General features: G+C 59.2%; 18 protein-coding genes, 1 tRNA gene and 1 pseudogene. 13 read left to right on the forward strand and 7 right to left on the reverse strand.

The features are described from left to right. Positions 1 to 568: 568 nt before the first annotated feature. Together ACKXF7_RS02300 and ACKXF7_RS02305 are read right to left on the reverse strand one after the other, a co-directional pair. Complete coding sequence (locus ACKXF7_RS02300; protein WP_249237982.1) at positions 569 to 1,183, reverse strand: thymidine kinase; 615 nt, start codon at positions 1,181 to 1,183, stop codon at positions 569 to 571. Positions 1,184 to 1,434: 251 nt separating this feature from the next. Further along, positions 1,435 to 2,076 (reverse strand): redox-sensing transcriptional repressor Rex, encoded by a 642-nt coding sequence (locus ACKXF7_RS02305; RefSeq protein WP_339395461.1) that lies wholly within the window; start codon positions 2,074 to 2,076, stop codon positions 1,435 to 1,437. 277 nt (positions 2,077 to 2,353) lie between these two features. On the opposite strand from ACKXF7_RS02305, the gene ACKXF7_RS02310 reads away from it, so the two are divergent. The 4 genes and pseudogenes from ACKXF7_RS02310 to ACKXF7_RS02325 all read left to right on the forward strand — a co-directional run bounded on the left by ACKXF7_RS02310 (position 2,354) and on the right by ACKXF7_RS02325 (position 9,682). After that, positions 2,354 to 3,034 carry a ClpP family protease gene (locus ACKXF7_RS02310; protein WP_249237980.1) on the forward strand — a complete coding sequence of 227 codons (681 nt, stop codon included), beginning with the start codon at positions 2,354 to 2,356 and terminating at the stop codon, positions 3,032 to 3,034. Positions 3,035 to 3,370: 336 nt separating this feature from the next. After that, positions 3,371 to 6,274, forward strand: coding sequence for a DNA translocase FtsK (locus ACKXF7_RS02315; protein ID WP_423742021.1), 2,904 nt, complete (start codon positions 3,371 to 3,373; stop codon positions 6,272 to 6,274). A gap of 224 nt (positions 6,275 to 6,498) precedes the next feature. Continuing rightward, positions 6,499 to 8,564 (forward strand): annotated as a pseudogene (locus ACKXF7_RS02320) (YgiQ family radical SAM protein). Then, entirely contained in the window at positions 8,537 to 9,682 is a 1,146-nt protein-coding gene (locus tag ACKXF7_RS02325; protein ID WP_423742022.1) for a ComEC/Rec2 family competence protein, read from the forward strand. Before ACKXF7_RS02320 ends, ACKXF7_RS02325 begins: the two are co-directional and overlap by 28 nt. Before the next feature lie 79 nt (positions 9,683 to 9,761). Here ACKXF7_RS02325 and ACKXF7_RS02330 read toward each other — a convergent pair. Next, positions 9,762 to 9,834 (reverse strand) — tRNA-Pro (locus ACKXF7_RS02330). Between the two features lie 360 nt (positions 9,835 to 10,194). Then, positions 10,195 to 11,079, reverse strand: a complete 885-nt coding sequence (locus ACKXF7_RS02335) for a YitT family protein (RefSeq protein ID WP_339395456.1) — start codon at positions 11,077 to 11,079, stop codon at positions 10,195 to 10,197. A 227-nt stretch (positions 11,080 to 11,306) separates the two neighbouring features. Here ACKXF7_RS02335 and ACKXF7_RS02340 point away from each other — a divergent pair, with 227 nt between their 5' ends. Beyond that, positions 11,307 to 12,965: a glutamine--tRNA ligase/YqeY domain fusion protein gene (locus tag ACKXF7_RS02340; RefSeq protein WP_423742023.1), complete on the forward strand. Its 1,659-nt coding sequence runs from the start codon at positions 11,307 to 11,309 to the stop codon at positions 12,963 to 12,965. A gap of 21 nt (positions 12,966 to 12,986) precedes the next feature. Beyond that, complete coding sequence (locus ACKXF7_RS02345; RefSeq protein WP_348584519.1) at positions 12,987 to 13,376, forward strand: FMN-binding protein; 390 nt, start codon at positions 12,987 to 12,989, stop codon at positions 13,374 to 13,376. A gap of 112 nt (positions 13,377 to 13,488) precedes the next feature. Here the strand turns inward: ACKXF7_RS02345 and ACKXF7_RS02350 are convergent, their stop codons facing one another. Next, complete coding sequence (locus ACKXF7_RS02350; protein ID WP_423742024.1) at positions 13,489 to 14,160, reverse strand: Ig-like domain-containing protein; 672 nt, start codon at positions 14,158 to 14,160, stop codon at positions 13,489 to 13,491. Between the two features lie 372 nt (positions 14,161 to 14,532). Further along, complete coding sequence (gene eno, locus ACKXF7_RS02355) at positions 14,533 to 15,831, reverse strand: phosphopyruvate hydratase (RefSeq protein ID WP_348584516.1); 1,299 nt, start codon at positions 15,829 to 15,831, stop codon at positions 14,533 to 14,535. A 396-nt stretch (positions 15,832 to 16,227) separates the two neighbouring features. Here eno and ACKXF7_RS02360 point away from each other — a divergent pair, with 396 nt between their 5' ends. From ACKXF7_RS02360 to ACKXF7_RS02390, 7 genes are all read left to right on the forward strand, one after another. Beyond that, positions 16,228 to 17,649 (forward strand): MATE family efflux transporter, encoded by a 1,422-nt coding sequence (locus tag ACKXF7_RS02360; protein ID WP_423742025.1) that lies wholly within the window; start codon positions 16,228 to 16,230, stop codon positions 17,647 to 17,649. A 265-nt stretch (positions 17,650 to 17,914) separates the two neighbouring features. Beyond that, on the forward strand, positions 17,915 to 19,135 hold the full coding sequence (locus ACKXF7_RS02365; protein WP_423742026.1) for an ABC transporter substrate-binding protein: 1,221 nt from the start codon (positions 17,915 to 17,917) through the stop codon (positions 19,133 to 19,135). A gap of 170 nt (positions 19,136 to 19,305) precedes the next feature. After that, positions 19,306 to 20,184 carry a branched-chain amino acid ABC transporter permease gene (locus ACKXF7_RS02370; protein WP_423742027.1) on the forward strand — a complete coding sequence of 293 codons (879 nt, stop codon included), beginning with the start codon at positions 19,306 to 19,308 and terminating at the stop codon, positions 20,182 to 20,184. A 13-nt stretch (positions 20,185 to 20,197) separates the two neighbouring features. Next, the gene (locus ACKXF7_RS02375; RefSeq protein ID WP_249237968.1) at positions 20,198 to 21,223 is read left to right on the forward strand and encodes a branched-chain amino acid ABC transporter permease; all 1,026 of its coding nucleotides are present in this window, start codon (positions 20,198 to 20,200) and stop codon (positions 21,221 to 21,223) included. Then, positions 21,216 to 22,055: an ABC transporter ATP-binding protein gene (locus ACKXF7_RS02380; RefSeq protein ID WP_097777223.1), complete on the forward strand. Its 840-nt coding sequence runs from the start codon at positions 21,216 to 21,218 to the stop codon at positions 22,053 to 22,055. The genes ACKXF7_RS02375 and ACKXF7_RS02380 overlap by 8 nt, the downstream gene beginning before the upstream one ends. Before the next feature lie 3 nt (positions 22,056 to 22,058). Further along, positions 22,059 to 22,772 carry an ABC transporter ATP-binding protein gene (locus ACKXF7_RS02385; protein WP_249237967.1) on the forward strand — a complete coding sequence of 238 codons (714 nt, stop codon included), beginning with the start codon at positions 22,059 to 22,061 and terminating at the stop codon, positions 22,770 to 22,772. Positions 22,773 to 23,060: 288 nt separating this feature from the next. Next, complete coding sequence (locus tag ACKXF7_RS02390) at positions 23,061 to 23,924, forward strand: tRNA dihydrouridine synthase (RefSeq protein WP_423742028.1); 864 nt, start codon at positions 23,061 to 23,063, stop codon at positions 23,922 to 23,924. Between the two features lie 131 nt (positions 23,925 to 24,055). On the opposite strand, the gene ACKXF7_RS02395 is transcribed toward ACKXF7_RS02390, so the two are convergent. After that, on the reverse strand, positions 24,056 to 24,301 hold the full coding sequence (locus tag ACKXF7_RS02395; protein ID WP_249237965.1) for an IreB family regulatory phosphoprotein: 246 nt from the start codon (positions 24,299 to 24,301) through the stop codon (positions 24,056 to 24,058). Between the last annotated feature and the right edge of the window lie 22 nt (positions 24,302 to 24,323).

Below are 24,323 nucleotides of genomic sequence, written 5' to 3' on the forward strand. Positions count from 1 at the left end.
CTCGAACGGGGGTTCTGCACATACCCCGTTGTATACAATTATGATAACAAAACAACAGCCAAAAAGAAAGACGCAAATTGCAGATATCTAAACAAAAAACGTACAAATATTGCTCTTGTTTTCGCGCAAGAATTGACGCCTTCGCTGAAATGAATAAACTTGGCTCGAAAAACTGTGCAACATGTATACTTCGCTATTTTGCATAGAAAACTGGGATGCATCATAGGAGGAACGTCGAATTTTGCAATAATTTTGTAAACATTCCGTTTCAGAACGTAGAATCGTTGCATACATTGTGGACGAACAACAGCTTAAAAAGCCCGGATGGGAGCCTTTAAACTGATATATCAATAGCGCAAAAAATGTTCACTCTGATATATCAATTGTTTGCGGCGGGCATCCGGCACTGGTCTGCGGGCATGGAAATCGGTGCTTCTTCGCCCTTTTTGGGGGTAAAAAAGCACCGACAGCGACATATTTTGCGCTGCTGCGTGGACTGCGCCCGTAGGCCGGGGATAAAAAAGAAAGGCCGCCGTGTCGTTGGACACAGCAGCCTTGTATACAAGTTTCAGTCAGCCTGCGAAGCAGCTTTTTCGGCGTAGAACGCGCGCTTTGCCTTGAAATAGCACTGGGGGCACATGCTCACGTACTGCACATCGTTTTCCAGATCGATGGCCACCTGCTCGCCCTCAAAGACGAATCTGCCGTTCACCTTGCGGCAGTTGCAGATGGCCTTGCGGCCGCAGGTGCAGATGGTTTTCATTTCCTCGATGGTGTGGGCCAGCTCCAGCAGCCGGGTGGAGCCGGGGAAGCCCTTGAGGGAGAAATCTGCCCGCAGGCCGTAGCAGATCACCGGGATGTTCAGATCCACCGTGACCATGAACAGCTGCTCGGCCTGCTCCGGGGTGAAGAACTGGCTCTCGTCGCACAGCACGCAGGCAAGGGCAGCGGTGCTGTTGGCCTGACGCACCGCCTCGAACACATCCGTTTCCGGCGGGATCAGCAGATCGGCCTTGCGGCGGACGCCCAGACGGCTGACCAGCTCACCGCCGCCCTTGGTATCCACCTGCGGCTTGAGGATCAGCACCCGCATCCCCTGCTCCTCGTAGTTGTGGGCCACCTGCATCAGGGCGGTACTCTTGCCGCTGTTCATCGCGCCGTAACGGAAATACAGTTTTGCCATTTGAAAAACTCTCCTTACAGAAAGAACCCTCTCAGCCAAAGCCTGACGGCTTTGCCAGCTCCCCCGATGGGGGAGCTTTTCTGCATCTTCCGGGCAGGCTGTCCCTTCGCCGGAGAAGCAGAAACTTTCCCGTCCCCACTCATAAAGCTCCCCTTTTGGGGGAGCTGTCGAGCGTATGCGAGACTGAGAGGGTTCGGCGGCATCTCAGGCTTTGACTGAGAGGGTTCTCTTATTACTTATAATAGGTACGTTCAGTCCTGATTGCGCAAACGGTAGCCCAGACTCATCAGGCTGTCGCCCAGATGGACGTTCTCCACCACCACATCGGGATACGACACCGAAAGGTCATAGTGGGAGAAATTCCAGAAGCCCTCGATGCCCAGATCCACCAGACGGCCGCTGACCTGCTCCGCACCGTCGCGGGGCACACAGAGCACTGCGACCTTGGGGTGATGCTCGGCACAAAAAGACTCCAGCTCGTCGATATGGCGGATCTGGATGCCGCTGATCTCCTTGCCCACCTCGCTCTGTGCCACATCAAAGGCGGCGATCAGGCGGTAGCCGTTGGTATCGGTGGTGATAAAGCGGCTCACTGCCTTGCCCAGACGGCCGCAGCCGATCAGGATGGTGGGCAGGCGGTCGCCGTTGCCGAACAGCAGGCCTTCCAGAATGGAGAGCAGGTTTTCCACCGAGTAGCCGATGCCCTGCCGGCCATTCACATCGCCGATGCAGTTGAAGTCCTGTCGTACCTGCGAAGCGGTGGTGCCCATCTGAGCAGCCAGCTCGCGGGAGGAAATGCTGTTGATGCCGTCTTCCTGCAGAGAGCGCAGATAGCGGTAATATTTGGGAAGACGCTTGATAACGGGAAGCGAAGCCTTTGCAGGGGTGCTCATAGAATACTTTCTCCTTTCGCTCTATCGCAGTACTTGCCGCAGCTGCCTGCTTTACAGATGCGGCGCAGAGAAGCCCCGATCCATTTACGGGTTCATATTGCAGATATTACAGTTTGCAGATATTACAGTCAATTATTTAAAGTATACAGCACGGATGGAGAATGTCAAATCATTCTCAAAAAAATTTTATGAAATGTTACCGTTTTTTTGCTGCGGCGGGTCTGTATAGCCCGGCACAAGCCGGGGAATGCTGACAAAAAACGCAGGAGGAAAGCATATGAACGATGAAACGCAGCAGACCGACGCAGGTCGGCTGGAAAAAGAGGAGATCGAGGATCTGGGCACGGTCACACTGGCCCGCGGCGGGCATGTCATCCACTGCCTGACCGTCATCGGCCAGATCGAAGGCCATTCGGAAGCACCGCAGGGCCAGAAGACCACGAAGTACGAGCATGTCATCCCGCAGCTGGTGGCCGCGCAGGAAGATCCTCGCATCGAAGGTCTGCTGGTGCTGCTGAACACGGTGGGCGGGGATGTGGAAGCGGGCCTTGCGCTGGCGGAGCTGATCGCCAGCGTATCCAAGCCCAGCGCAACGCTGGTGCTGGGCGGCGGACACTCCATCGGCATCCCGCTTGCCGTCAGCGCCCGGCGCAGCTTCATCGTGCCCACAGCCACCATGACCGTGCACCCGGTGCGGCATTCCGGCGTCATTCTGGGGGTGCCGCAGACCATGCGCAGCTTTGAGCAGATGCAGCAGCGCATCACCGGCTTTGTGGCGGCCCACAGCGGCATGACCGAAAAGCGCTACACCGACCTGATGCTCCACACCGGCGAGCTGGTGATGGACATGGGCACCGTGCTGGACGGACGCCGGGCCGTGAAGGAAAAGCTCATCGACGAGCTGGGCGGGCTTTCGGATGCGCTGGCGTGGCTGTATAAAGAAATCGAAAAAGAGTAAGAAGACAGGACGGCAGATAGTTTCTCCAGCGAATGTCCTGGGGGTGGGACCCTGCTGCCGCAGGCAGTAGGGCGGGACTGGAGTCTTGCAACAGCGACGACCGCTGCCCGCGGCAGAAAACAGGGAGAAGCTGTTGGGGCAGCGGCCAGCAAGACGCAAGCGATAGCGAAGCGGATGCTGGGTGCCGCAACCCGTCGCTGTTCGCGGAGAAAGCTATCTGCTGGCCTGACGGGCTGAAGAAATTTGTACAACAATAGGTTTGCCATTTTCTTCCCTGCGTGGTACAATAATAAAATCAAATAGTGTGTCTACTACAAATGTGGGGAACAGAGAAGAATGGCGACAAGAAAACGTAAAACGACAACACGGCGTGCATCATCGCGCAAAAAGCGCGCCGAACAGCGGCTCCCGGCAGGGCTTGGCACCCTGTTCGCAGGCCTTTTGCTGGTGGTGCTGGCCTTTGTGGAGGGAGATTCGGCATGGAAGGCCCTGCACGATGTGCTGTTCGGACTTTTTGGCTGCGGCAGCTTTGTGCTGGGCGCGGCAGTGTGCTGCCTTGCTGTGCAGTATACCCGGGGCGAAGACCTTCTGCCCCCGATCTTCAAGCTGATTTTGGGGCTGGTGTTTGCCTGCGGGACCGTGATCGTTTTTTCGGATATCCAGCCGCAGGGCATGTCTGCATTCCAGATGACCGCTGCCTGCTATGCCAATGGCGTGAATGCATGGCTGGGCGGCGGCGCACTGGGCGCACTGCTGGGCGGCAATCTGCTGCTGCTCTGCGGCAGACCGGCGGCAAACCTGATCATGGCGGTGCTGGCGCTCTGCGTCAGTCTGTACATTTTTGACCTGACCCCGGCAGAGGTCTGGCAGTGGCTGTGCGCCGCATTCGGCGGGGTGCACGCAAAGGGCGCAGCCCTTGCCCGGCAGAGCGCGGAGCGCCGTGCGGAACGTGCGGCTGCCCGTGCGGCAGAGGCCGAGGAGGCCGAGGAGGAAGCCGAAGACGAATATGAAGAAGAGGAGCCGGAGGACGAACCGGCCGGCCCTGCATTCCATATCGGTGTGCCGGACTGGCTGAACGGCATCCGGCATTGGGGCCACAAGGTGACTGAAGAGATGGAAGCGGAGGAGCCGGAGGCAGCCCCGCAGCCGGAGCCGCCCGCAGACACTTCCGGCCAGCCGCTTGCCCAGCCGGAGCCTGCCGCCCCGGCCATCACGCCGGTGCAGGTACGGGTATCCCGGCCCCGGGCTTCCTTTGACGTAGACCTTGGCCCCGACCACACTGAGGTAAAGGAGGGCGGCAGCGAGCCCATCGAGCCGCTCATCGTGGGCCCGGGCGGCACCTTTGGGCAGAACCCGCTGCGCCCGGCCCCCGGACCTGCCCCGCAGCCCATCGTGGCAGATGCGGTGGAAACGGATGCGTCCGACTTCTTTGCAAAGTCCGCACAGCCGGTACAGCCTGCGGCAGAAAGCTTTGATACGCCGGTGATGCCCACCGTCCCGCCGGAAGCTCCGGCAGCGGCCATCACGCCGGAAATGCCTGCGGCACCCATCCAGCCCGCTGTGCCGACGGCACCCGCCCGTGTCAGTGCAGAAAACGCGGCGGCCATGCGCAGCGCACCGGATGAGGACGGCTGGATCAGCATTACCGCTGAACCGGTGGAGGAAAAGGACATCAGCACGCTGGTAGCAGCGGCAATGGAAAAGCCCGCCGCCTCCGAGCAGGCCGCGGCAGCGGCCCCTGTGGACGAGACCGAACCGGTGGATACCTATCAGTACCAGTACCCGCCCATCGAGCTGTTTGAAAAATCGCAGGACGAGACCGACCCCGGTGCGCAGGAAGAGCTCAAGGCCAATGCCCAGAAGCTGGTGGACACGCTGGAAAGCTTTGGCGTGCGCACCCGTGTGCTGGACATCTCCCGGGGCCCCTCCGTCACCCGGTACGAGGTGCAGCCCATGGCGGGCGTCAAGATCAGCCGCATCACCTCGCTGGCGGACGATATCGCACTGAACCTTGCGGTGGCGGACGTGCGCATGGAAGCGCCCATTCCCGGCAAGCCCGCCGTCGGCATCGAGGTGCCCAACCACAAAAAGACCCCTGTGTATATCCGCAGCGTGTTCGAGAGCCAGAGCTTTTTGCGCATGACCTCACCGTTGGGCATCGCGCTGGGCAAGGACATTGCCGGTGTGGCGCAGGTAGCCGACCTGTGCAAGATGCCCCATCTGCTGATCGCAGGCAGCACCGGCAGCGGCAAATCGGTGTGCGTGAACAGCATCATCATGAGCCTGCTGTTCCGCTCCAGCCCGGAGGACGTGAAGCTGCTGCTGATTGACCCCAAGGTGGTGGAGCTGGCCGAGTACAACGGCATTCCCCATCTGCTGATGCCGGTGGTCACCGAGCCGAAAAAGGCCGCCGGTGCGCTGGGCAGCGCCGTGCAGGAGATGGAGCGCCGCTACCGCCTGTTCGCGGAGAACAATGTGCGCGACATCAAGTCCTTCAACAAGCTGGCCGCAGAACGGCCGGAGCTGGAAAAGATGCCCTACATCGCCATTATCATCGACGAGCTGGCCGATTTGATGATGGTGGTGGGCAAGGATGTGGAGGACTCCATCTGCCGCATCGCCCAGAAGGCCCGCGCGGCCGGCATGCACCTGATCGTGGCCACCCAGCGCCCCAGCGTGGACGTCATCACCGGCCTGATCAAGGCCAACATCCCCAGCCGCATCGCATTTGCGGTGTCCAGTCAGGTGGACAGCCGCACCATTCTGGACGGCTCCGGCGCCGAAAAGCTGCTGGGCATGGGCGATATGCTGTTCATGCCGGTGGGTGCACCCAAGCCTACCCGTATTCAGGGCACCTTTGTGCGGGATGAGGAGATCAGCCGTGTGCTGGACTTCATCAAGCAGAGCGGCACCGTGCAGTACGACGAAGCCATGATCGAGGCCATGGAAAAGCACGCCATTCAGGACGGCAAAAAGGGCAGCAGCGGCGCAGATGCGGACGAAGAGCCGGACAGCGACCCCATGTTCAAGCAGGCCGTGGAGGTGGTCATCGATGCCGGTCAGGCCTCCACCAGCCTTTTGCAGCGCCGCTGTAAGCTGGGCTACGCCCGCGCGGCCCGCATCATGGACGAAATGGAGCAGAAAGGCGTCATTGGCCCCTACGAGGGTGCCAAGCCCCGCGCAGTGCTCATCAGCCGCCAGCAGTGGATCGAACAGCAGATGAACCAGCCGGAGGAATGACCCTCTCAGGCGCTGACGCGCCAGCTCTCCCGAAGGGCGAGCTTTATGAGTGGGTAAGATATCGTCTGCCTTCAAAGAAAAACCGGATGAAAAGATGCAAAAAGCTCCCCCTTTGAGGAAAGACTTCCCCCGCTCCGGGGGAAGATGTCGCGCAGTGACAAAAGGGGGAATCTGGCAACGCCGCAAGGCGTTGCCTGAGAGGGTTTAACAATAAAAGGAGCATTATGGACAACTCTTCCCCTAAGATCTACACCGAATTTCTTCCCATCAGCCGGGCCGATATGGAGGCCCGCGGGTGGGAGCAGCTGGACTTTGTGGTGGTGGGCGGCGACGCCTATGTGGACCACCCCAGCTTTGGCACCGCCATCATCAGCCGTCTGCTGGAAGCCGAGGGCTATAAGATCGGCGTGCTGGCCCAGCCCCGCTACACCGACTGCGAGGACTTCAAGCGGTTCGGCAAGCCCAAGTATGGCTTTTTCATCGGCGGCGGCAACGTGGACAGCATGGTCAGCCACTATTCCGTGGCAAAGATCCCCGCGCCGAGGACGAATACTCCCCCGGCGGCAAGGGCGGCGCACGCCCGGACCGCAGCGCCACCGTGTACACCCGCCTTGCCAAGCAGGCCTATCCCGACCTGCCGGTGATCCTGGGCGGTCTGGAGGCGTCCCTGCGCCGCTTTGCCCACTACGATTACTGGCTGGACACCGTGCTGCCCAGCATTGCCGAGGATTCCGGCGCGGACATCATCAGCTTTGGCATGGGCGAGCACCAGACCGTGGAGATCGCCCGCCGCCTTGCCGCCGGGGAGCCGGTGGAGAGCATCACGGACGTGGACGGCACCTGTTACATGACCGACTTCGACCATCTGCCCGAACGCTACGTGGAGTGCGCAGGCTTTAAAAAGGTGGCGTCGGATAAGACGGCGTATGCCAAGGCCTGCCGCATCCAGATGGACAATCAGGACGTGGTCAGCGGCCAGATCATCGTGCAGAAGCAGAGCGAGAAGTATCTGGTGCAGAACATCCCCGCAAAGCCGCTGGTGCGCGGGGAACTGGACAAGGTCTATGCCCTGCCCTACACCCGCCGGTATCACCCCATCTACGAGAGCATGGGCGGTGTGCCCGCCATCCGGGAGGTGCAGTTCTCCATCATCCAGAACCGCGGCTGCTTCGGCGGCTGCAACTTCTGCGCCATCCAGCTGCATCAGGGCCGCCGTGTCACCAGCCGCAGCGCGGACAGCATCGTGGCGGAAGCCGAGCGCATGACCCACGAGCCGGATTTCAAGGGCTACATCCACGATGTGGGCGGCCCCACCGCAAACTTCCGCTTTCCCTCCTGCCGGGAGCAGATGCTGCGGGGCATGTGCACCGGCGGCAAGCACTGTCTTGCCCCCACCACCTGCTCCCACATGATCGTGGACCACAGCGACTACCTGAAGATCCTGCGCCGGGTGCGGGAGCTGCCGGGCGTGAAAAAGGTGTTCATCCGCAGCGGCATCCGGTTCGACTACCTGATGGCCGACCCGGACGACACCTTCTTCAAGGAGCTGGTGGAGTACCATGTGTCCGGCCAGCTGAAGGTGGCTCCGGAGCACTGTGCGCCCAATACGCTGGCCTACATGGGCAAGCCGCCCATCGAGACCTTCAACAAGTTCAAGGATAAGTTCTATGAGCTGAGCAAAAAGGCGGGCAAAAAGCAGTATCTTGTTCCCTACCTGATGTCCAGCCACCCGGGCAGCACCCTCAAGGATGCGGTCTATCTGGCGGAATATCTCTACAAAAACCACATGCGCCCGGAGCAGGTGCAGGACTTCTACCCCACCCCCGGCACCGTGAGCACCTGCATGTTCTACACCGGTCTGGACCCCTACACCCTGAAGCCGGTGTTCGTGGAAAAGACCCCCGAGGGCAAGGCACTGCAGCGAGCGCTGCTGCAGTACTACGAGCCCCGCAACGCCGAGAAGGTGGTCAAGGCACTGAAGATGACCCACCGGGAGGACCTGATCCCCCTGCTGGTGCCCGCCGCAGGCCGCCGCGCCATGCAGCGCTCTGCCCGCCGGGCCGAAGCCGCCGATGTGACCATCCACAATGACGGCACCTATACGGTGCGCCCGAACCAGAAGGGCCATAACGGCAAGCCTGCCCACGGCCAGAGCCGCGGCGCTGGACCGGCAGGCCGTGCGCCCAGCCCCGGCGCACGCTTTGCGCCCCATTCGGCACCTGCGCACAAGCCCAAAAACGATCAACAGAAAGAGAACGCAACGTGGAAAACTGGAAAGAAGAAAAAGTGACCCCGCATAAAAAAAGCCTGTGGCAGCGCCTTGCTGCGCTGGCCACTGCCGCCGCGCTGGTACTGAGCCTTGCAGGCTGCAGCGGGCTGCCGTCCGTTCCGGGCGGAAGTGCCGATGTGGTGCCGAACCCGTCCTCTGCCGCTGCGACGGTGGACACGGTGGATGCACCGCTGGAGGTGCATTTTATCGATGTCGGTCAGGCGCTGAGCGTGCTGGTGGAGTGTGACGGACAGTTCATGCTCTACGACGGCGGCAATGTGGACGACGGCAGTCTGGTGGTGTCCTACCTGCAGAGTCAGGGGGTGGAGCAGCTGGAATATGTGTTCTGCTCCCATGCCCATGAAGATCATGTGGGCGGTCTGGCTGCGGCGCTGGCCTACTTCCCGGCGTACCATGTGTACAGCCCGGTGACCGATGCCTCCACCAAGTGCTTTCAGGATTTTGTCAAGTACACCCAGCAGCAGGGCCTGCAGGTGGAAGTGCCTGCCGTGGGCACCATGTGGCCGCTGGGCGGCGCTACCGTGACCATGCTGGGGCCAGTGGCACAGTACAGCGACACCAACGATACCTCCCTCGTGCTGCGCATCGACTACGGCTCCACCAGCTTCCTGCTGACCGGCGACATGGAAAAGACGGCGGAGACCGACCTTGTGAACAGCGGTGCCAACCTCAGGGCCGATGTTCTTCAGGTGGGCCACCACGGTTCCAGCACCTCCACCAGCTACCTCTTCCTGAATGCGGTGCTGCCGGAAATGGGAGTCATCTCCTGCGGTGTGAACAACAAGTACGGCCACCCCCACGAGGAGACCCTGAGCATCCTGCGGGACGCCGGGGTGGATGTCTACCGCACCGACCTGCAGGGTACCATCACCATTGGTTCCGACGGCCAGAACTACACCGTGGGCACCGAGCACTTTGCGGCAGATTCCGCACTGAATCCCACCGACCCGGCGGCGTCCAGCACAGCCCAGCAGAGCTACATCGGCAATGTGAACAGCAAAAAGTTCCACCTGCCCAGCTGCCCGAACCTGCCGGCAGAGAAGAATCAGGTCCTGTTCTCCAGCTACGAGGAAGCCGTGGAAGCAGGCTATACGCCCTGCTCCAGCTGCATCAAATAAACTCGTCAGATCTGATGAGACAAAGAAAAACCCACGGAAAGACGAATTTTACAACGTCAGACCGTGGGTTTTATTCATATCGGAGTGGCGAGACTCGAACTCGCGGCCTCCTGCTCCCAAAGCAGGCGCGCTACCAACTGCGCAACACCCCGGCATCCGGCGGCACTGCTGCACCGCCGGGATATAGTATATCGTTTTTTTAGCCGTTCGTCAATACGGCATTGTGCACCAACAAGGAAATCAACTTTTGCAGCTTGACCCGGAGCTAAAGCCTTCACCCCTTGGGGGAAGGTGGCGCGTAGCGCCGGATGAGGGGTATTTAGGGCAAGATGCTGTTGTCCTGCACCCTCATCAGTCACCTGCGGTGACAGCTACTCCCCTCTTTGTCACCTACGGTGACATTTCTCCCCGGCGCGGGGAGAATCTGTCCCTTCCGGGGGAAGCCTTTATTCGGAAAATTGATTTCCATGGTGCACCAATGGGGCAAAAACGGGCAGATCCTGCGCCTTCCCTTAATTAAAGGAGCGGAAGCCCTTGCCGATGATCTCGCTGGAGTTGACGATGGTGATAAAGCTCCGGGGATCGTTCTCGCGCAGGAAGTTGCGCAGCTGCAGTGCCTGACGGCGGGTCAGCACCGTGACCAGAACGCTGAGCTCGTGGTGGGTGTAGGCACCGTAGGCCTTTTCCACAGTAGCAGAGCGGTTCAATTCCTTGATGATGAAGTCCAGAATGGGCTGCGGGTTGGCCGTCACGATGGTGCACACCTTGCGCAGGCGGATGTTCTCGATGGCACCATCCACCACAAAGCTCTTGCCGATCAGGCCGAGGATACAGTACAGGCCGGTGCCCATGCCAAACCGCCATGCCGCCGCCAGCACGATGAGGATATCGCTGACCATCAGGGCCTTTCCGATCTCCATAGAGGTATATTTTGCCAGGATCAGGGCCACAATATCCGTACCACCGGTGGAGGCACCAATGTCGAACACGATGGCCGCACCAAGCGCCGGCAGGAACACTGCGAACACCAGATCCAGCATGGCGTCACCGCTCATGGAAACATTGACGGGATAGAGCCACTCGCACACCGACACGAAAAAGGACAGCGCAAAGGAAGAGTAGATCGTCCAGCCCATGGTCTTGATGCCCAGAAAGACGAAGCCTAGCACCACCAGGATCAGGTTGATGATCCACATGAAGCCGCCCACGTTGATCCGGGGGAACAGGTCTGCCAGCAGAATGGACAGGCCCGAGGTGCCGCCAAATGCAAAATGGTTGGGATTTTTAAAGTATACGATGCCGACCGCAGTCAGGATCAGGCCAAGGTTCAGCTCACAAAAGAAATTTAAATTCTTCAGCATATTTTTCCAGCTGAACACTTCTTTTAAACTGTTCATGGGGTTCCTCCTATTATAAACACGGCAAAATCCGCCTTACACCATGCAAAAATATACTCTCCTTCTCTGCCGGTGTCAAGGGATAGGACAAAAGTTGTGGAAAATAGGTATTTCTTTCTCCATGGGAAGCCTTTTATCGCTTTCTCTTGAAGAAATCGGCAGAATAGTGTATTATATAGTATTATGGAATATGTAGGCACTTTGTGCCTTTGACAGGGGGAAAACATATGGCAGATAAAAACTTTCTGACCGACATCATCGACGCCGATCTGGCCGAGGGCAAGATCCGCGAGATCCATACCCGCTTCCCGCCCGAGCCCAACGGCTACCTGCACATCGGCAGTGCCAAGGCCATCTACATCAACTGGTCCATTGCAAACCAGTACGGCGGCAAGTTCAACCTGCGTCTGGACGACACCAACCCCGCCCGCGAGGGTGAGGAGTACGTCAACAGCATCATCGAGGATCTGCACTGGCTGGGTGCCGACCCCAACGGCGGCATCTTCTACGGCAGCGACTACTTTGATAAATGCTACGAGTATGCCGAAAAGCTCATCATGGAGGGCAAGGCCTACGTGGACGACCTGACCCGCGACGAAATGCGCGAGTACCGCGGTGCCGACGCCGGCAAGCCCAGCCGTCCTTCTCCGTGGCGTGACCGCACCCCGGAAGAGAACCTGGATCTGTTCCGCCGGATGCGTGCCGGTGAGTTCCAGGAGGGCGAAAAGACCCTGCGTGCCAAGATCGATCTGGCCAGCCCCAACATGAATATGCGCGACCCGGCCATCTACCGCATCAAGTACGCCGAGCATCACCGTCAGGGCAGCAAGTGGTGCATCTACCCGATGTACGACTTCGCACACCCCATTCAGGACGCCATTGAGGGCATCACCCACAGCATGTGCAGTCTGGAGTTCGAGAACCACCGTCCGCTGTACAACTGGGTCATCGAGAACATCTTCGGCACTGCCTTCCCCAAGCAGCGTGAGTTTGCACGCCTGAACATGACCAACACCGTCATGAGCAAGCGCTACCTGCGTGAGCTGGTGGAAATGGGCATCGTGGACGGCTGGGACGACCCCCGTATGCCCACCCTGTGCGGTCTGCGCCGCCGCGGCTACACCCCCACCTCCATCTTCACCTTCGTGCGGGAGGCCGGTATCTCCAAGTCCGACAACCTCATCGACATGCGCCAGCTGGAAGCCTGCATCCGCAGCGAGCTGGACCTGACCGCACAGCGCCGCATTGCCGTGCTGGACCCCGTAAAGCTGATCGTGGACAACTACCCGGAGGACAAGACCGAGTACTTTGATGTGGCCAACAACCCCAACCGCGAGGCCAATGACACCACCACCCGCAAGGTGGCCTTCACCCGCGAGCTGTGGATCGAGAGCGAGGACTTTGCCGAGGTCCCGCCTCCGAAGTTCAAGCGCCTGACCGTGGGCGGTGAGGTGCGTCTGATGGGCGCATACATCGTCAAGTGCGAGAGCGTGGAAAAGAATGCCGACGGCAGCATTGCGGCCATCCACTGCACCGCCGACCTTGAGACCGGCAACGGCAATCCCGCCGACGGCCGCAAGGTCAAGGGCACCATCCACTGGGTGAGTGCTGCCCACGCCGTGGACGCCGAGGTGCGCCTGTACGACAAGCTGTTCACCGAGGCCAACATGAACGCCATCCCCGAGGGCAGCGACTACAAGGACTACCTGAACCCGGAAAGCGTGGTGGCACGCAAGGGCTGCAAGCTGGAAGAAAGCCTGAAGGACGCAAAGCCCGGCGATAAGTTCCAGTTCGTGCGCACCGGCTTCTTTACCCCGGACAGCAAGAACCCGGGCGTGTACAACCGCGTCGTCACCCTGCGTGACAGCTTCAAGCCCGCAAAGTAATCAAAGGAGCATCCACCTTTCATGAAAAACAAAATGACCCGGAACGTGATCCTCATGGCTGTTGTTACCGTTATCATGGCAGTTGCGCTCAGCCTGTACATCCAGAACACCGGCACCGTGCCTGCCGCCGACAACGCCGCCAGCCTGACCGATGGCACCTATACGTCCAGCGCGCAGGGCTACCTGAGTGATGTGACTGTCAAGGTCACGGTCACCGGCGGCCGGGTGACCGGTGTGGAGATCGACGCTTCCGGCGAGACTCCCGAATTGGGCGGCACCGCTGCCGAAGCTCTGGCAGCTGCATTGCTCAAGACCGGTTCTACTGCTGGCGTGGATGCTGTTTCCGGTTCCACTATGACCAGTCAGGCCATCTTTACCGCTATGGACGACTGCCTGCGTCAGGCTCAGTAAGCGGCAAAGCGCCTGCATCCCGGATCAATTCCAGGCATAGAAAAGGCCCCTGCGCGTCCTGCGCAGAGGCCTTTTTTCTGTTTTTCAACGCGCTGCCGCGTTTTCTCATTGCTTACTGAAAAAGATTGCGGAATGCACCGCCGCTCTGCTGCTTCTGCGCAGCCACAGCGCCGGTGTACACCTTGCAGGTGGCGTTCCGGCCTTCCGGGGTGGACGCCGTAATGGTGGCTTCGCCTTCGCCCACAGCCGTCACCGTGCCATTCACATCCACCGATGCCACCGCCGGGTTGCTGCTGCGCCATGTGATGGGCACTGCCGCCGGGTTTTCCACGGCCACGCTGGCGGTAAGAGCCGCCTTGCCGCCCATGTCTTCCAGATACAGGCGCGACTCGCTCAGGCTCACCCTGCCAATGTTGTTCGTCACCGTCACGGCACAGCTCAGGGTCGTGCCACTTGCCGTATCGGCATACACATTGGTGATGCCCTCCGCACAGGCAGTCACTACACCGTCCGGGCTTACGGTCACGATGGACGGGTCTGCACTGCGCCAGCTCACCACGCTGTCCCCTGCCGTGTCCAGCGACAGCTGCTCGTGGGGTGCGCGATCGTTGTACTCAATGTTCAGATACAGAAACGTACGGTTCAGCCGTGCACTTTCCTCGCGGGTTGCCGGGCCGTTTTCGGCCATCCGATAGTTGGATGCAGCCGCCGCACCCAGCGGCACCGCCAGCAGAATGCCGCAGGCCAATGCTGCCGCAAACACCACAGACTTTTTGACTTTCATAAAGGTTTCCTCCCTTCGCGCTGCAATCTCTACAGCTTTCCATTCTTATAATACCCTATTTGTGTGAATTTTTCTAGTTATTTTGCGAATTTCAAGAGAAACAGCAGCAGCTTGAGCAGGCTGCCTTCGCCCAGCAGCTTGGAAAGCAGTAAAATAGCAGATAACATGAAGTTCTTCTCCTTTGCGTGATTCCGGACCAGCGCCCGCGCAAAGGACAAACCTTCGGAGCGGTCTTCCGGGCCGTTCTGCCAGAGATACGTCCGGGCCGCGCAGAAGATTGCAGGAAAAAATTGGCAGCCTTTAAACAAAAAGCACCCGTACCGCCGAAAAAGCAGTACAGGTGCCATGGGAGCAGTTGGCGCGATGGGCCGCTCAGCGCTTCACGTTGAAGGCTGCCATGCCGGGGTAGACCGCGCTGCCGCCCAGCTGTTCTTCAATGCGCAGCAGCTGGTTGTACTTCGCCACACGCTCGGTACGGCTGGGAGCGCCGGTCTTGATCTGGCAGGTGTTCAGAGCAACGGCCAGATCGGCAATGGTGGTGTCCTCGGTCTCGCCGGAACGGTGAGAGCTGATGGCGGTGTAACCGGCCTTGTGGGCCATCTTGATGGCCTCCAGCGTCTCGGAAACAGAACCGATCTGGTTCAGCTTGATCAGGATGGCATTGCCGGCGCCCAGCCCGATGCCCTTGGCCAGACGCTCGGTGTTGGTCACAAAGAGGTCGTCGCCCACCAGCTGGACCTTGCCGCCCAGCTCGCGGGTCATCTCCTGCCAGCCCTCCCAGTCCTCTTCATCCAGACCGTCCTCGATGGAGATGATGGGGTACTTTTCCACCAGACTCTTCCAGTGTGCGATCAGCTCGCTGGAGGTGAACTCGGTGCCGGCCTTGGGCAGCTTGTAGAAGCCCTTGCCCTTGGGGCTCTTCCACTCGGAGGAAGCAGCGTCCATTGCCAGCATGAAGTCCTTGCCGGGCACGTAACCGGCCTTTTCGATGGCGGCCAGAATGGTCTCAATGGTCTCCTCGTCGCTGGACAGGTTGGGCGCAAAGCCGCCCTCATCGCCTACGGAGGTAGCCAGACCTCTGGCCTTCAGGATGGAAGCCAGCGCATGGAACACCTCAGCGCACCAGCGCAGCGCCTCCTTGAAGGAGGGTGCGCCCACCGGCATGATCATGAACTCCTGCGTATCCACCGTGTTGGTGGCGTGTGCGCCGCCGTTTAGAATGTTCATCATGGGCACGGGCAGACGGTTGCCGTTTACGCCGCCGAGGAAGCGGTACAGGGGCATTTCCAGCGAAGCGGCTGCGGCGCGGCAGGCTGCAATGGAAACGGCCAGAATGGCGTTTGCGCCCAGATTGGATTTATCCTTGGTGCCGTCGGCCCGGATCATGGCGGCGTCGATGGCGTAGATGTCGGAAGCATCCATGCCCACCACTGCGTCCGCAATGACCGTGTTGATGTTCTCCACAGCTTTGGTCACGCCCTTGCCCAGATAACGGCCCTTATCGCCGTCCCGCAGCTCCAGCGCCTCGAACTCGCCGGTGGATGCGCCGGAAGGTGCACAGCCGCGTGCCACGGTGCCGTCGGCCAGCGTGATCTCCGCTTCCACAGTGGGGTTGCCGCGGGAGTCCAGGATCTCGCGGCCTACAACAGATTCAATTTCCAGATAGTTCATCTCGAAAACCTCCTGAATATCATTTCCTTCCCGGTGCTGCCCGGGCGGGCAGACGGGTGGCTGCCTGTTTTGGATAGTTGTGTCTAACTAACCATGAATATCCTACCACGCTTTGTGCCCCGGTGCAAGAGCCGGTGCGCATGTTTGCAGGCATAAACTTTTGACCGGACGCAAAACAGAGGTCTCGCGGCCGTCAGAACGCAGCTGCGGCACCGGGCAGGGGAGAAAAAGCATATGGATAGTCTGCCCCTTTTGCAAAGCAGGGATGCGTTGTACCGACCATGTAAATTTCATATGGCAGATACGCCAAAATTTTTCTTTACTTTTTGGCATGGTCGTTCTATACTCTGTTTTGGTTCGGATCATGTTTTTTACAGGATAGAGGAGGATCTACATATGAATAAGGATCTGACGGTAGGCAAGCCGTCACAGGTTTTGTGGCAGTTCTGCCTGCCCATGTTCGGCAGCATCATTTTCCAGCAGCTGTACAACATTGCCGACAGCCTTGTTGCCGGCAAGTTCATCGGCGAAAACGCATTGGCTGCTGTGGGCAACAGCTATGAGATCACCCTGATCTTCATTGCATTTGCTTTTGGCTGCAACATCGGCTGCTCAGTCATCGTGTCCCGCTATTTTGGTGCCAAGGATTACGATGAAATGAAGACCTCAGTCTACACCTCGCTGATCGGCTCTGCGGTGCTGTGTGCGGTGCTGATGCTGATCGGTCTGGTGGGCTGCCACGGCCTGCTGGAGCTCATCAACACCCCGGAGGAGATCCTTGCAGATTCTTCGCTGTATCTGGATATCTACGTGCTGGGCCTGCCCTTCATGTTCTTCTACAACATCGCCACCGGCATCTTCTCCGCTCTGGGCGACAGCAAAACACCCTTCTACTTTCTGGCAGTCTCGTCCCTGTCCAACATCGGCGTGGATATCCTGTTCGTGGCCGGTTTCAAGATGGGCGTAGCCGGTGTGGCATGGGCCACCTTCCTGTGCCAGGGCGTGAGCTGCGTGCTGGCCATGGTGGTGGTGTTCCGCCGCATCGGTGCCTTCAAGTCCACCCACAAGGTGGTGCTCTTCTCCTGGAACATGCTGGGCAAGGTAGCCATGGTCGCCATCCCCAGCATCCTGCAGCAGAGCTTCGTCTCGGTGGGCAACATCATCCTGCAGAGCGTCATCAATACCTTCGGTGCCAGCGTCATCGCCGGTTACTCCGCAGCGGTCAAGCTGAACAATATGGTCATCACCTCCTTCACCACTCTGGGCAACGGCATTTCCAACTACACCTCCCAGAACATGGGTGCCGGCAAGATGGACCGTGTGCACGAGGGCTTTGGTGCAGGCCGCAATCTGGTGTGGATCATCTGCGTGCCCATCGTGCTCCTGTACTTCTTCTTCGGCCGCTTCCTGCTGCTGCTGTTCATGAATGACCCGCAGGGCCCGGCCATCGACACCGGTATGCTGTTTTTGCGCATCCTGTCTCCCTTCTACTTCGTGGTGTCGGTCAAGCTGGTCACCGACGGCATCCTGCGCGGCTGCGGCATGATGGTGCGCTTTATGATCGCCACCTTCTCCGATCTGATCCTGCGCGTCGGCATTGCCATCGTGCTCAGCAGCACCGCGCTGGGCTCCACCGGCATCTGGATGGCATGGCCTGTGGGCTGGTGCATCGGCACCGGTCTGTCGCTGGTGTTCTACTTTACCGCCATCCGCAAGGTCCTTGCAGAGTCTCCGGCCAAAGCAGAAGCAGAGGGCGAAGCTGCCGGGGCGCGTGCTGAGGCTGTGTTTGCCGCAGACGCCGAAATGGAGGCCCTGTAACCCTTTTGCAATTTGTGAATTGGATTCACCTGACGCACAAATGAAATGAATAACTTGAAATAGTGCACAAAAACATCTGTGTGGTTTTAGCCATTTTGTCAACAAAGTCCACAAACGGAAGCCAAAAGTATGGACGGTTTGTGAATTGCGCATTTGCGGCGGCTGGTCTATAATATTGATAACGAAGCAAGGTCGCTTTGAGGGAAGGGGCCTTGCTTCCGTTTTTATAATTGAATCACGAATGTTCCCAAGGAGGAAATTCACTATGAAAAAGATGATTTCTCGTCGTAATTTTCTGGCCGCTGCTGGCGTTGTTGCTGCAGCCGGCGTTCTGACCGCCTGCGGCGGTTCTTCCAGCAGCACTGCTGCTTCCACTGCTGCTTCCACCGGTGCTGATGCTGCCGCTTCCGGCGACACCATCAAGGTCGGTGTTCTGGGCCCCATGACCGGCGATGTTTCCGTTTATGGTCTGGCTGTCATCAACGGTGCTACCCTGTACCTGAAGCAGGTCAACGAAAAGGGCGGCATCAACGGCAAGCAGCTGGAGATCATCACCATGGATGAGCAGGGCGATGCAACACAGGCTGTCACCTGCTTCACCAAGATGTGTGATCAGGGCATCACCGCTCTGGTGGGCGATGTTACCACCACCCCGACTCTGGCACTTGCTGCCGAGAGCGCAGACTACAACATGCCCATGGTCACCGCTTCCGCTACCGCCGAGGCTGTCACCTACGATGCCGAGACCGACACCGTGAACGAGAATGTGTTCCGCGCAACCTTCACCGACCCGTTCCAGGGCATCAAGATGGCTGACTACGCTTACCAGAAGCTGGGCTACACCAAGGCCGCTGTCATCTTCCAGAAGGGCGCTGACTACAACGAGGGTCTGGCAGAGAACTTCGTCAACGAGTTCGAGAGCCTGGGCGGCACCATCGTCGATCAGGAGACCTACTCCGAGGGCGATGTGGACTACAAGACCCAGCTGACCACCATTCTGGGCAAGGCTCCCGAAGTGGTGTTCTGCCCCAACTACTATCAGGAAGTCGGTCAGATCCTGGCTCAGGCTGAGAGCGTCGGTCTGGCAGTTCCCTTCCTGGGCGGCGACGGCTGGGATGGTCTGGAAGGCTACGCAACGGCCGACCAGCTGAAGGACGCCTACTTCTGCGCAAACTACGCAAAGGGCTCCAACCCCGACTTTGAGAACGCATACAAGACCGAGTACGGCGAGGAGTACCCCAACGGCTTCGCTCCTCTGGGCTACGATGCTGCCATGACCGTTGTCTACGGCATTCAGGCTGCTGAGGATGCCGGTCTGGCTGCTGGCGATGACGACTACAAGCAGGCCGTCATCGATGCCATCGCAGGCGGCACCATCAATGGCATCACCGGCACCTTCACCTTCGATGAGCACCACAACCCCGTCAAGCAGACCGCTATCCTGTGCTTTGACGGTGCAACCCCCGTTCTGAAGGAAATGTTCTGATCTGCTTTGATCCTGCGCACCGGTGTGCGGCATAAAGGCAGTACTCAGAAATAAATGACCCATTGCGGAGACCGCCGGAACAGGTTTTGCTCGGCTGTCTCCGCTTTTTTGGTAAAAAAGTGTATCCCAAAAGGCGGGTCCTCCGCCGCAAAGAAAGGAAGTATCAGTCCATGACAGTGTTTTTTAGCCAGCTGATCAACGGCCTGTCCCTTGGCAGCATCTATGCACTGATCGCACTGGGTTACAGCATGGTGTATGGCATCATCCTGCTGCTGAACTTTGCCCATGGCGATGTCATCATGGTTGGTGCATACATGTCCTGGTTCGTGATGAACCAGCTGGGCCTTGGCCCGGTCACCGCTGTGTGCGCCACCATCATCACCTGCACGCTGCTGGGTGTCGTGATCGAAAAGATCGCCTACACCCCGCTGCGCAACGCGCCCCGTATCTCCCTGCTGATCACTGCCATCGGCGTGTCCTTCTTCCTGGAGTACGCCGCCGAGCTGATCCTGGGTTCCGGTGCAAAGGTCATTCCGGCCTACTACACCAACCAGACCTTCCGCATTGGCTCGGTGCCGCTGGGCCTCACCTCCATCATCACCCTGCTGGTCACGGTGCTGTCCATGCTGGTGCTGACCTTTCTGGTGCAGAAGACCAAACTCGGCAAGGCCATGCGCGCCGTCTCTGAGGATATGGACGCTGCCCGCCTGATGGGCATCAATGTCAACAGCACCATTTCCTTTACCTTTGCGGTGGGTTCCGCTCTGGCCGGCATCGGCTCGGTGCTGTACTGCTGCTCTTACCCGCAGGCGACCCCCACCATGGGCTCCATGCTGGGCCTGAAGGCCTTTGTTGCAGCCGTTCTGGGCGGCATCGGCTCCATTCCCGGTGCCATGATCGGCGGCATTGCCATCGGCCTGTGCGAGTGCTTTGTTTCCGCCATCGGCCTTTCCGCATGGAAGGATGCCGTCACATTTGCGATCCTGATCATTGTGCTGCTGGTCAAGCCCACCGGCTTCCTTGGCCGCAAGGTTCAGGAAAAGGTGTAAGGAGGGCATGAAGATGAATACCAAACGCAAAACGCTCAAAATGCCCGTGCGCTACCTGATGAACGCCGTGCTGGTGGCTCTGCTGTTCGTGGGTCTGTCCTTCCTCACCCAGAACGTGCTGTCCACCTACCAGAACAAGGTGCTGCTCACCGTGGGCATCAACATCATTCTGGCCGTCTCGCTGAACATCGCCACCGGCTATCTGGGCCAGCTGCCGCTGGGCCATGCCGGTTTCATGGCCGTGGGTGCCTACACCTGCGCTTTGTTCACCAAGTACAGCAATCTGCCCTCCGGCGTTGCTTTTGTCGTGGGTCTGGTTCTGGCCTGCATCGTGGCTGCGCTGTTCGGCGTGCTGATCGGCATTCCCGCCCTGCGCCTGACCGGTGACTATCTGGCCATCCTGACGCTGGGCTTTGGCGAGATCATCCGCATCACCCTGAACAACATCGATGATGTGCTGGGCTTCAAGCTGTTCTACGGTGCCAAGGGCCTGAAGAACATTCCCAAATATTCCAACTACTGGAACGTGTTCCTGTGCGTGGTCATCACCTGCTTTGCCATCCACGCCATGATGAAGAGCCGTCATGGCCGCGCCGTGCTGGCCATCCGCGACAACGAGATCGCAGCCGAGAGCTGCGGCATCCAGACTACTTATTATAAGGTCATGGCCTTTGCCTTTTCGGCTGCCTTCGCCGGTCTGGCCGGCGGTCTGTACGCCTGCTATCTGGGCGTTCTGGACCCCTCCACTTTCGGCTTTATGAAGTCCATCGAGATCCTGGTCATGGTGGTTCTGGGCGGCATGGGCTCCATGCTGGGCTCCATCCTGTCCGCGACCGTGCTGACCATCCTGCCCGAGGCTACCCGCAGCTTTGAGAGCTACCGCATGGTGGTCTACTCGCTGGTGCTGATCCTGATGATGATCTTCCGCCCGGGCGGACTGCTTGGCAGCTATGACTTCTCCATGAGCCGCATCGTGGAAAAGATCATGAACGGCGAGCTGTTCCGCAAGAAAGCAAAGGAGGGTGCAGACCATGAGTGAGTTCCAGACCAAGTTACACAGTGTGCCCTCCGGCGGCTTCCTGACCGACCGCGACAAGGACAAAAAGCCCATTCTGGACGTGCGTGAGCTGGGCATCGACTTCGGCGGTCTGACCGCCGTGGACGGCTTCAATCTGATGATCGGCCGCAACGAGATCACCGGTCTGATCGGCCCCAACGGTGCCGGCAAGACCACCGTGTTCAACCTGCTGACCAACGTCTACCAGCCCACCCGCGGCTCCATCCTGATCGATGGCATGCCCACCGCCGGCAAAAAGACCTATCAGGTCAACCGCATGGGCGTGGCCCGCACCTTCCAGAATATCCGCCTGTTCAAGGAACTGAGCGTCATCGACAACATCAAGGTGGGCCTGCATGAATCCATGAAGTACAATCTGGCCTCCTCTCTGATCCGCCTGCCCAACTACTGGAAGGAAGAGAAGAAGTGCACCGAGCGTGCACTGGAGCTGCTGGATATCTTCCACATGGCAGACCTTGCCAATGTTCAGGCCGGCAGCCTGCCCTACGGCGCACAGCGCCGTCTGGAGATCATGCGCGCACTGGCCACCAGCCCGAAGCTGCTGCTGCTGGACGAGCCTGCTGCCGGTATGAACCCCTCCGAGACCGCAGAGCTGACCGAGACCATCCGCCGCATCCGCGACGAGTTCAACATCGCCGTGCTGCTGATCGAGCATGACATGAGTCTGGTCATGGGCATCTGCGAGGGCATCGCCGTACTGAACTTCGGCCGCATCATCGCCAAGGGCACACCGGATGAGATCCGCAACAACCCGCAGGTCATTGAGGCCTATCTGGGCAAGAAGGAGGGCTGACAAATGGCTGATACGTTACTGAAGGTCGATAACATCAACGTTTATTACGGCAACATCCACGCCGTCAAGGACATCTCCTTCGAGGTGAATCAGGGCGAGATCGTCACCCTGATCGGTGCCAACGGTGCCGGCAAGTCCACCACCCTGAAGACCATTTCCGGCCTGCTGAAGCCCAAGACCGGCGATATCCTTTACAAGGGCAGCAGCATCAAGGGCATGCGCGCCCACAAGATCGTGGAAGCGGGCCTTGCCCACGTGCCGGAAGGCCGCCATGTGTTCCTGCACATGACCGTGGAAGAAAATCTGGATATGGGTGCCTACACCCAGCCCAACTCCACCATTGCCCCCAACAAGGAAAAGGTGTTTGAGCTGTTCCCCCGCCTGAAGGAGCGCCGCAAGCAGCTGGCGGGCACCATGTCCGGCGGCGAACAGCAGATGCTGGCTATGGGCCGCGCCCTGATGAGCAACGCCTCCATGCTGATGCTGGACGAGCCCTCCATGGGCCTTTCGCCGCTGCTGGTGCAGGAGATCTTCGACATCATCCAGAATGTGCACAAGGAAGGCATGACCATCCTGCTGGTGGAGCAGAACGCGCAGATGGCCCTTTCCGTGGCAGACCGCGCCTACGTCCTTGAGACGGGCCGTGTGGTCATGGATGGCACCGGTGCCGAACTGCTGACCAACGAGCGCGTGCGCAGCGCCTATCTGGGCGGCTGATCGCTGTAAAACAAAAAAGAGCTTCTGCACTGCAAAAGCTCATAAGACGGACCCCGGGACCGCAGGGCTGAAAAGCACCTTGCTGTTCCGGGGTCCTGTTTTTTTACGGCGGCAGGCTCTGCACCGGAAGCAGATACTTCTCCCCCATTGCCGCCCTATTTCATTTATGCTACAATAGTCCTATCAAACAGTTTGGAGATTTGCTCATGAACTACTACGCTGCTCCCATGGAGGGCCTGACCGACCGGGTGTGGCGGCAGGCGCACCAGAAATGGTTCGGCCCCGCCGGTGCCGCCGACCGCTATTACGCCCCGTTTCTCTCCCCGCCGGAGAACCGGGTACTCATCAAAAAGAAGATGGCCGAACTGGCCCCCGCAGCCAACCCCGGCGCACCGGTCAATCCCGCAGCTGCTGGCAAAGGACGGGGAGCTGGCCGCATGGATGATCGGCGAACTGCGCAAACTGGGCTACACCGAGGTGAACCTGAACCTCGGCTGTCCAGCCGGCACGGTAACAGCCAAGGGCAAGGGTTCCGGGATGCTGCGGGACCTTGCAAAGCTGGACGCCTTCCTTGCTGCCGTGTTCGCCAATGCGGAAGGGCCCATCTCGGTCAAGACCCGGCTGGGTGTGGACAAGCCGGAGGAGTTCGCCGCCATTCTGGACATTTATAACCAGTATCCCATCTGTGAGCTGACCATCCACCCGCGCGTGATGCGTCAGCAGTACCGCGGACAGGCCGACCGTGCGGCCTTTTCTGCCGCCCTGCCCGGTTGCCGGATGCCGGTGTGCTACAACGGCGACGTGACCACTGCCGCCGACCTGCACACGTTGGAAGAGCAGTACCCGCAGCTGTCCGGCATCATGGTGGGGCGCGGCCTCATTGCGGACCCTGCCCTGTTCCGGGTGGCGCGCGGCGGTGCGCCCGCCGCACGGGAAGAGCTGCGGGGCTATCTCGATGACCTTTACCACGGCTACACCGAGCTGTTCGGCAGTGCCGGGTGCGCCGTCAGCCGGATGAAAGGGCACTGGTTCTACCTGATCCACAAATTTGAGGACTCCGAAAAGCTGGAAAAGCAGCTGCGCAAGGCCCGGGAACCGTGGGAGTATGAGGTGGTGGTGAACCAGATCTTTACGCTGCCATTCCGGCCGTAACGATCGGCATGGCCTCCGTTTTGCTCTGGCCATCTTCACCGGAGGGGCTGTAACGGTAAACAGCATCTGCATTCTGTTATGAAAAAGCCCCGCCATCTGAAAGACGGCGGGGCCTGAGCAGATAAGGGGTATCAGACGTTCAGATAGCTGCGCAGCATGGCCTGCAGCAGATCGTCCCGATCCACCTTACGGATCAGGGCACGGGCATTCTTGTAGGTCGTGATGTAGGTGGGGTCTTCGGACAGGATATAGCCCACCAGCTGATTGACCGGATTATAGCCTTTTTCCTTTAAAGCATCGTACACCTGCTGCACGATCTCATGGATCTCATAGTCCTTTTTGTCGTGGATCGAAAAAATAGCAGTCTCGCCACTCACGGAATACACCCCCTTAGGAAGA

The sequence above is a fragment of the Faecalibacterium sp. 7 genome, from assembly GCF_049562865.1.
GTDB classification, from domain to species: domain Bacteria; phylum Bacillota; class Clostridia; order Oscillospirales; family Ruminococcaceae; genus Faecalibacterium; species Faecalibacterium wellingii.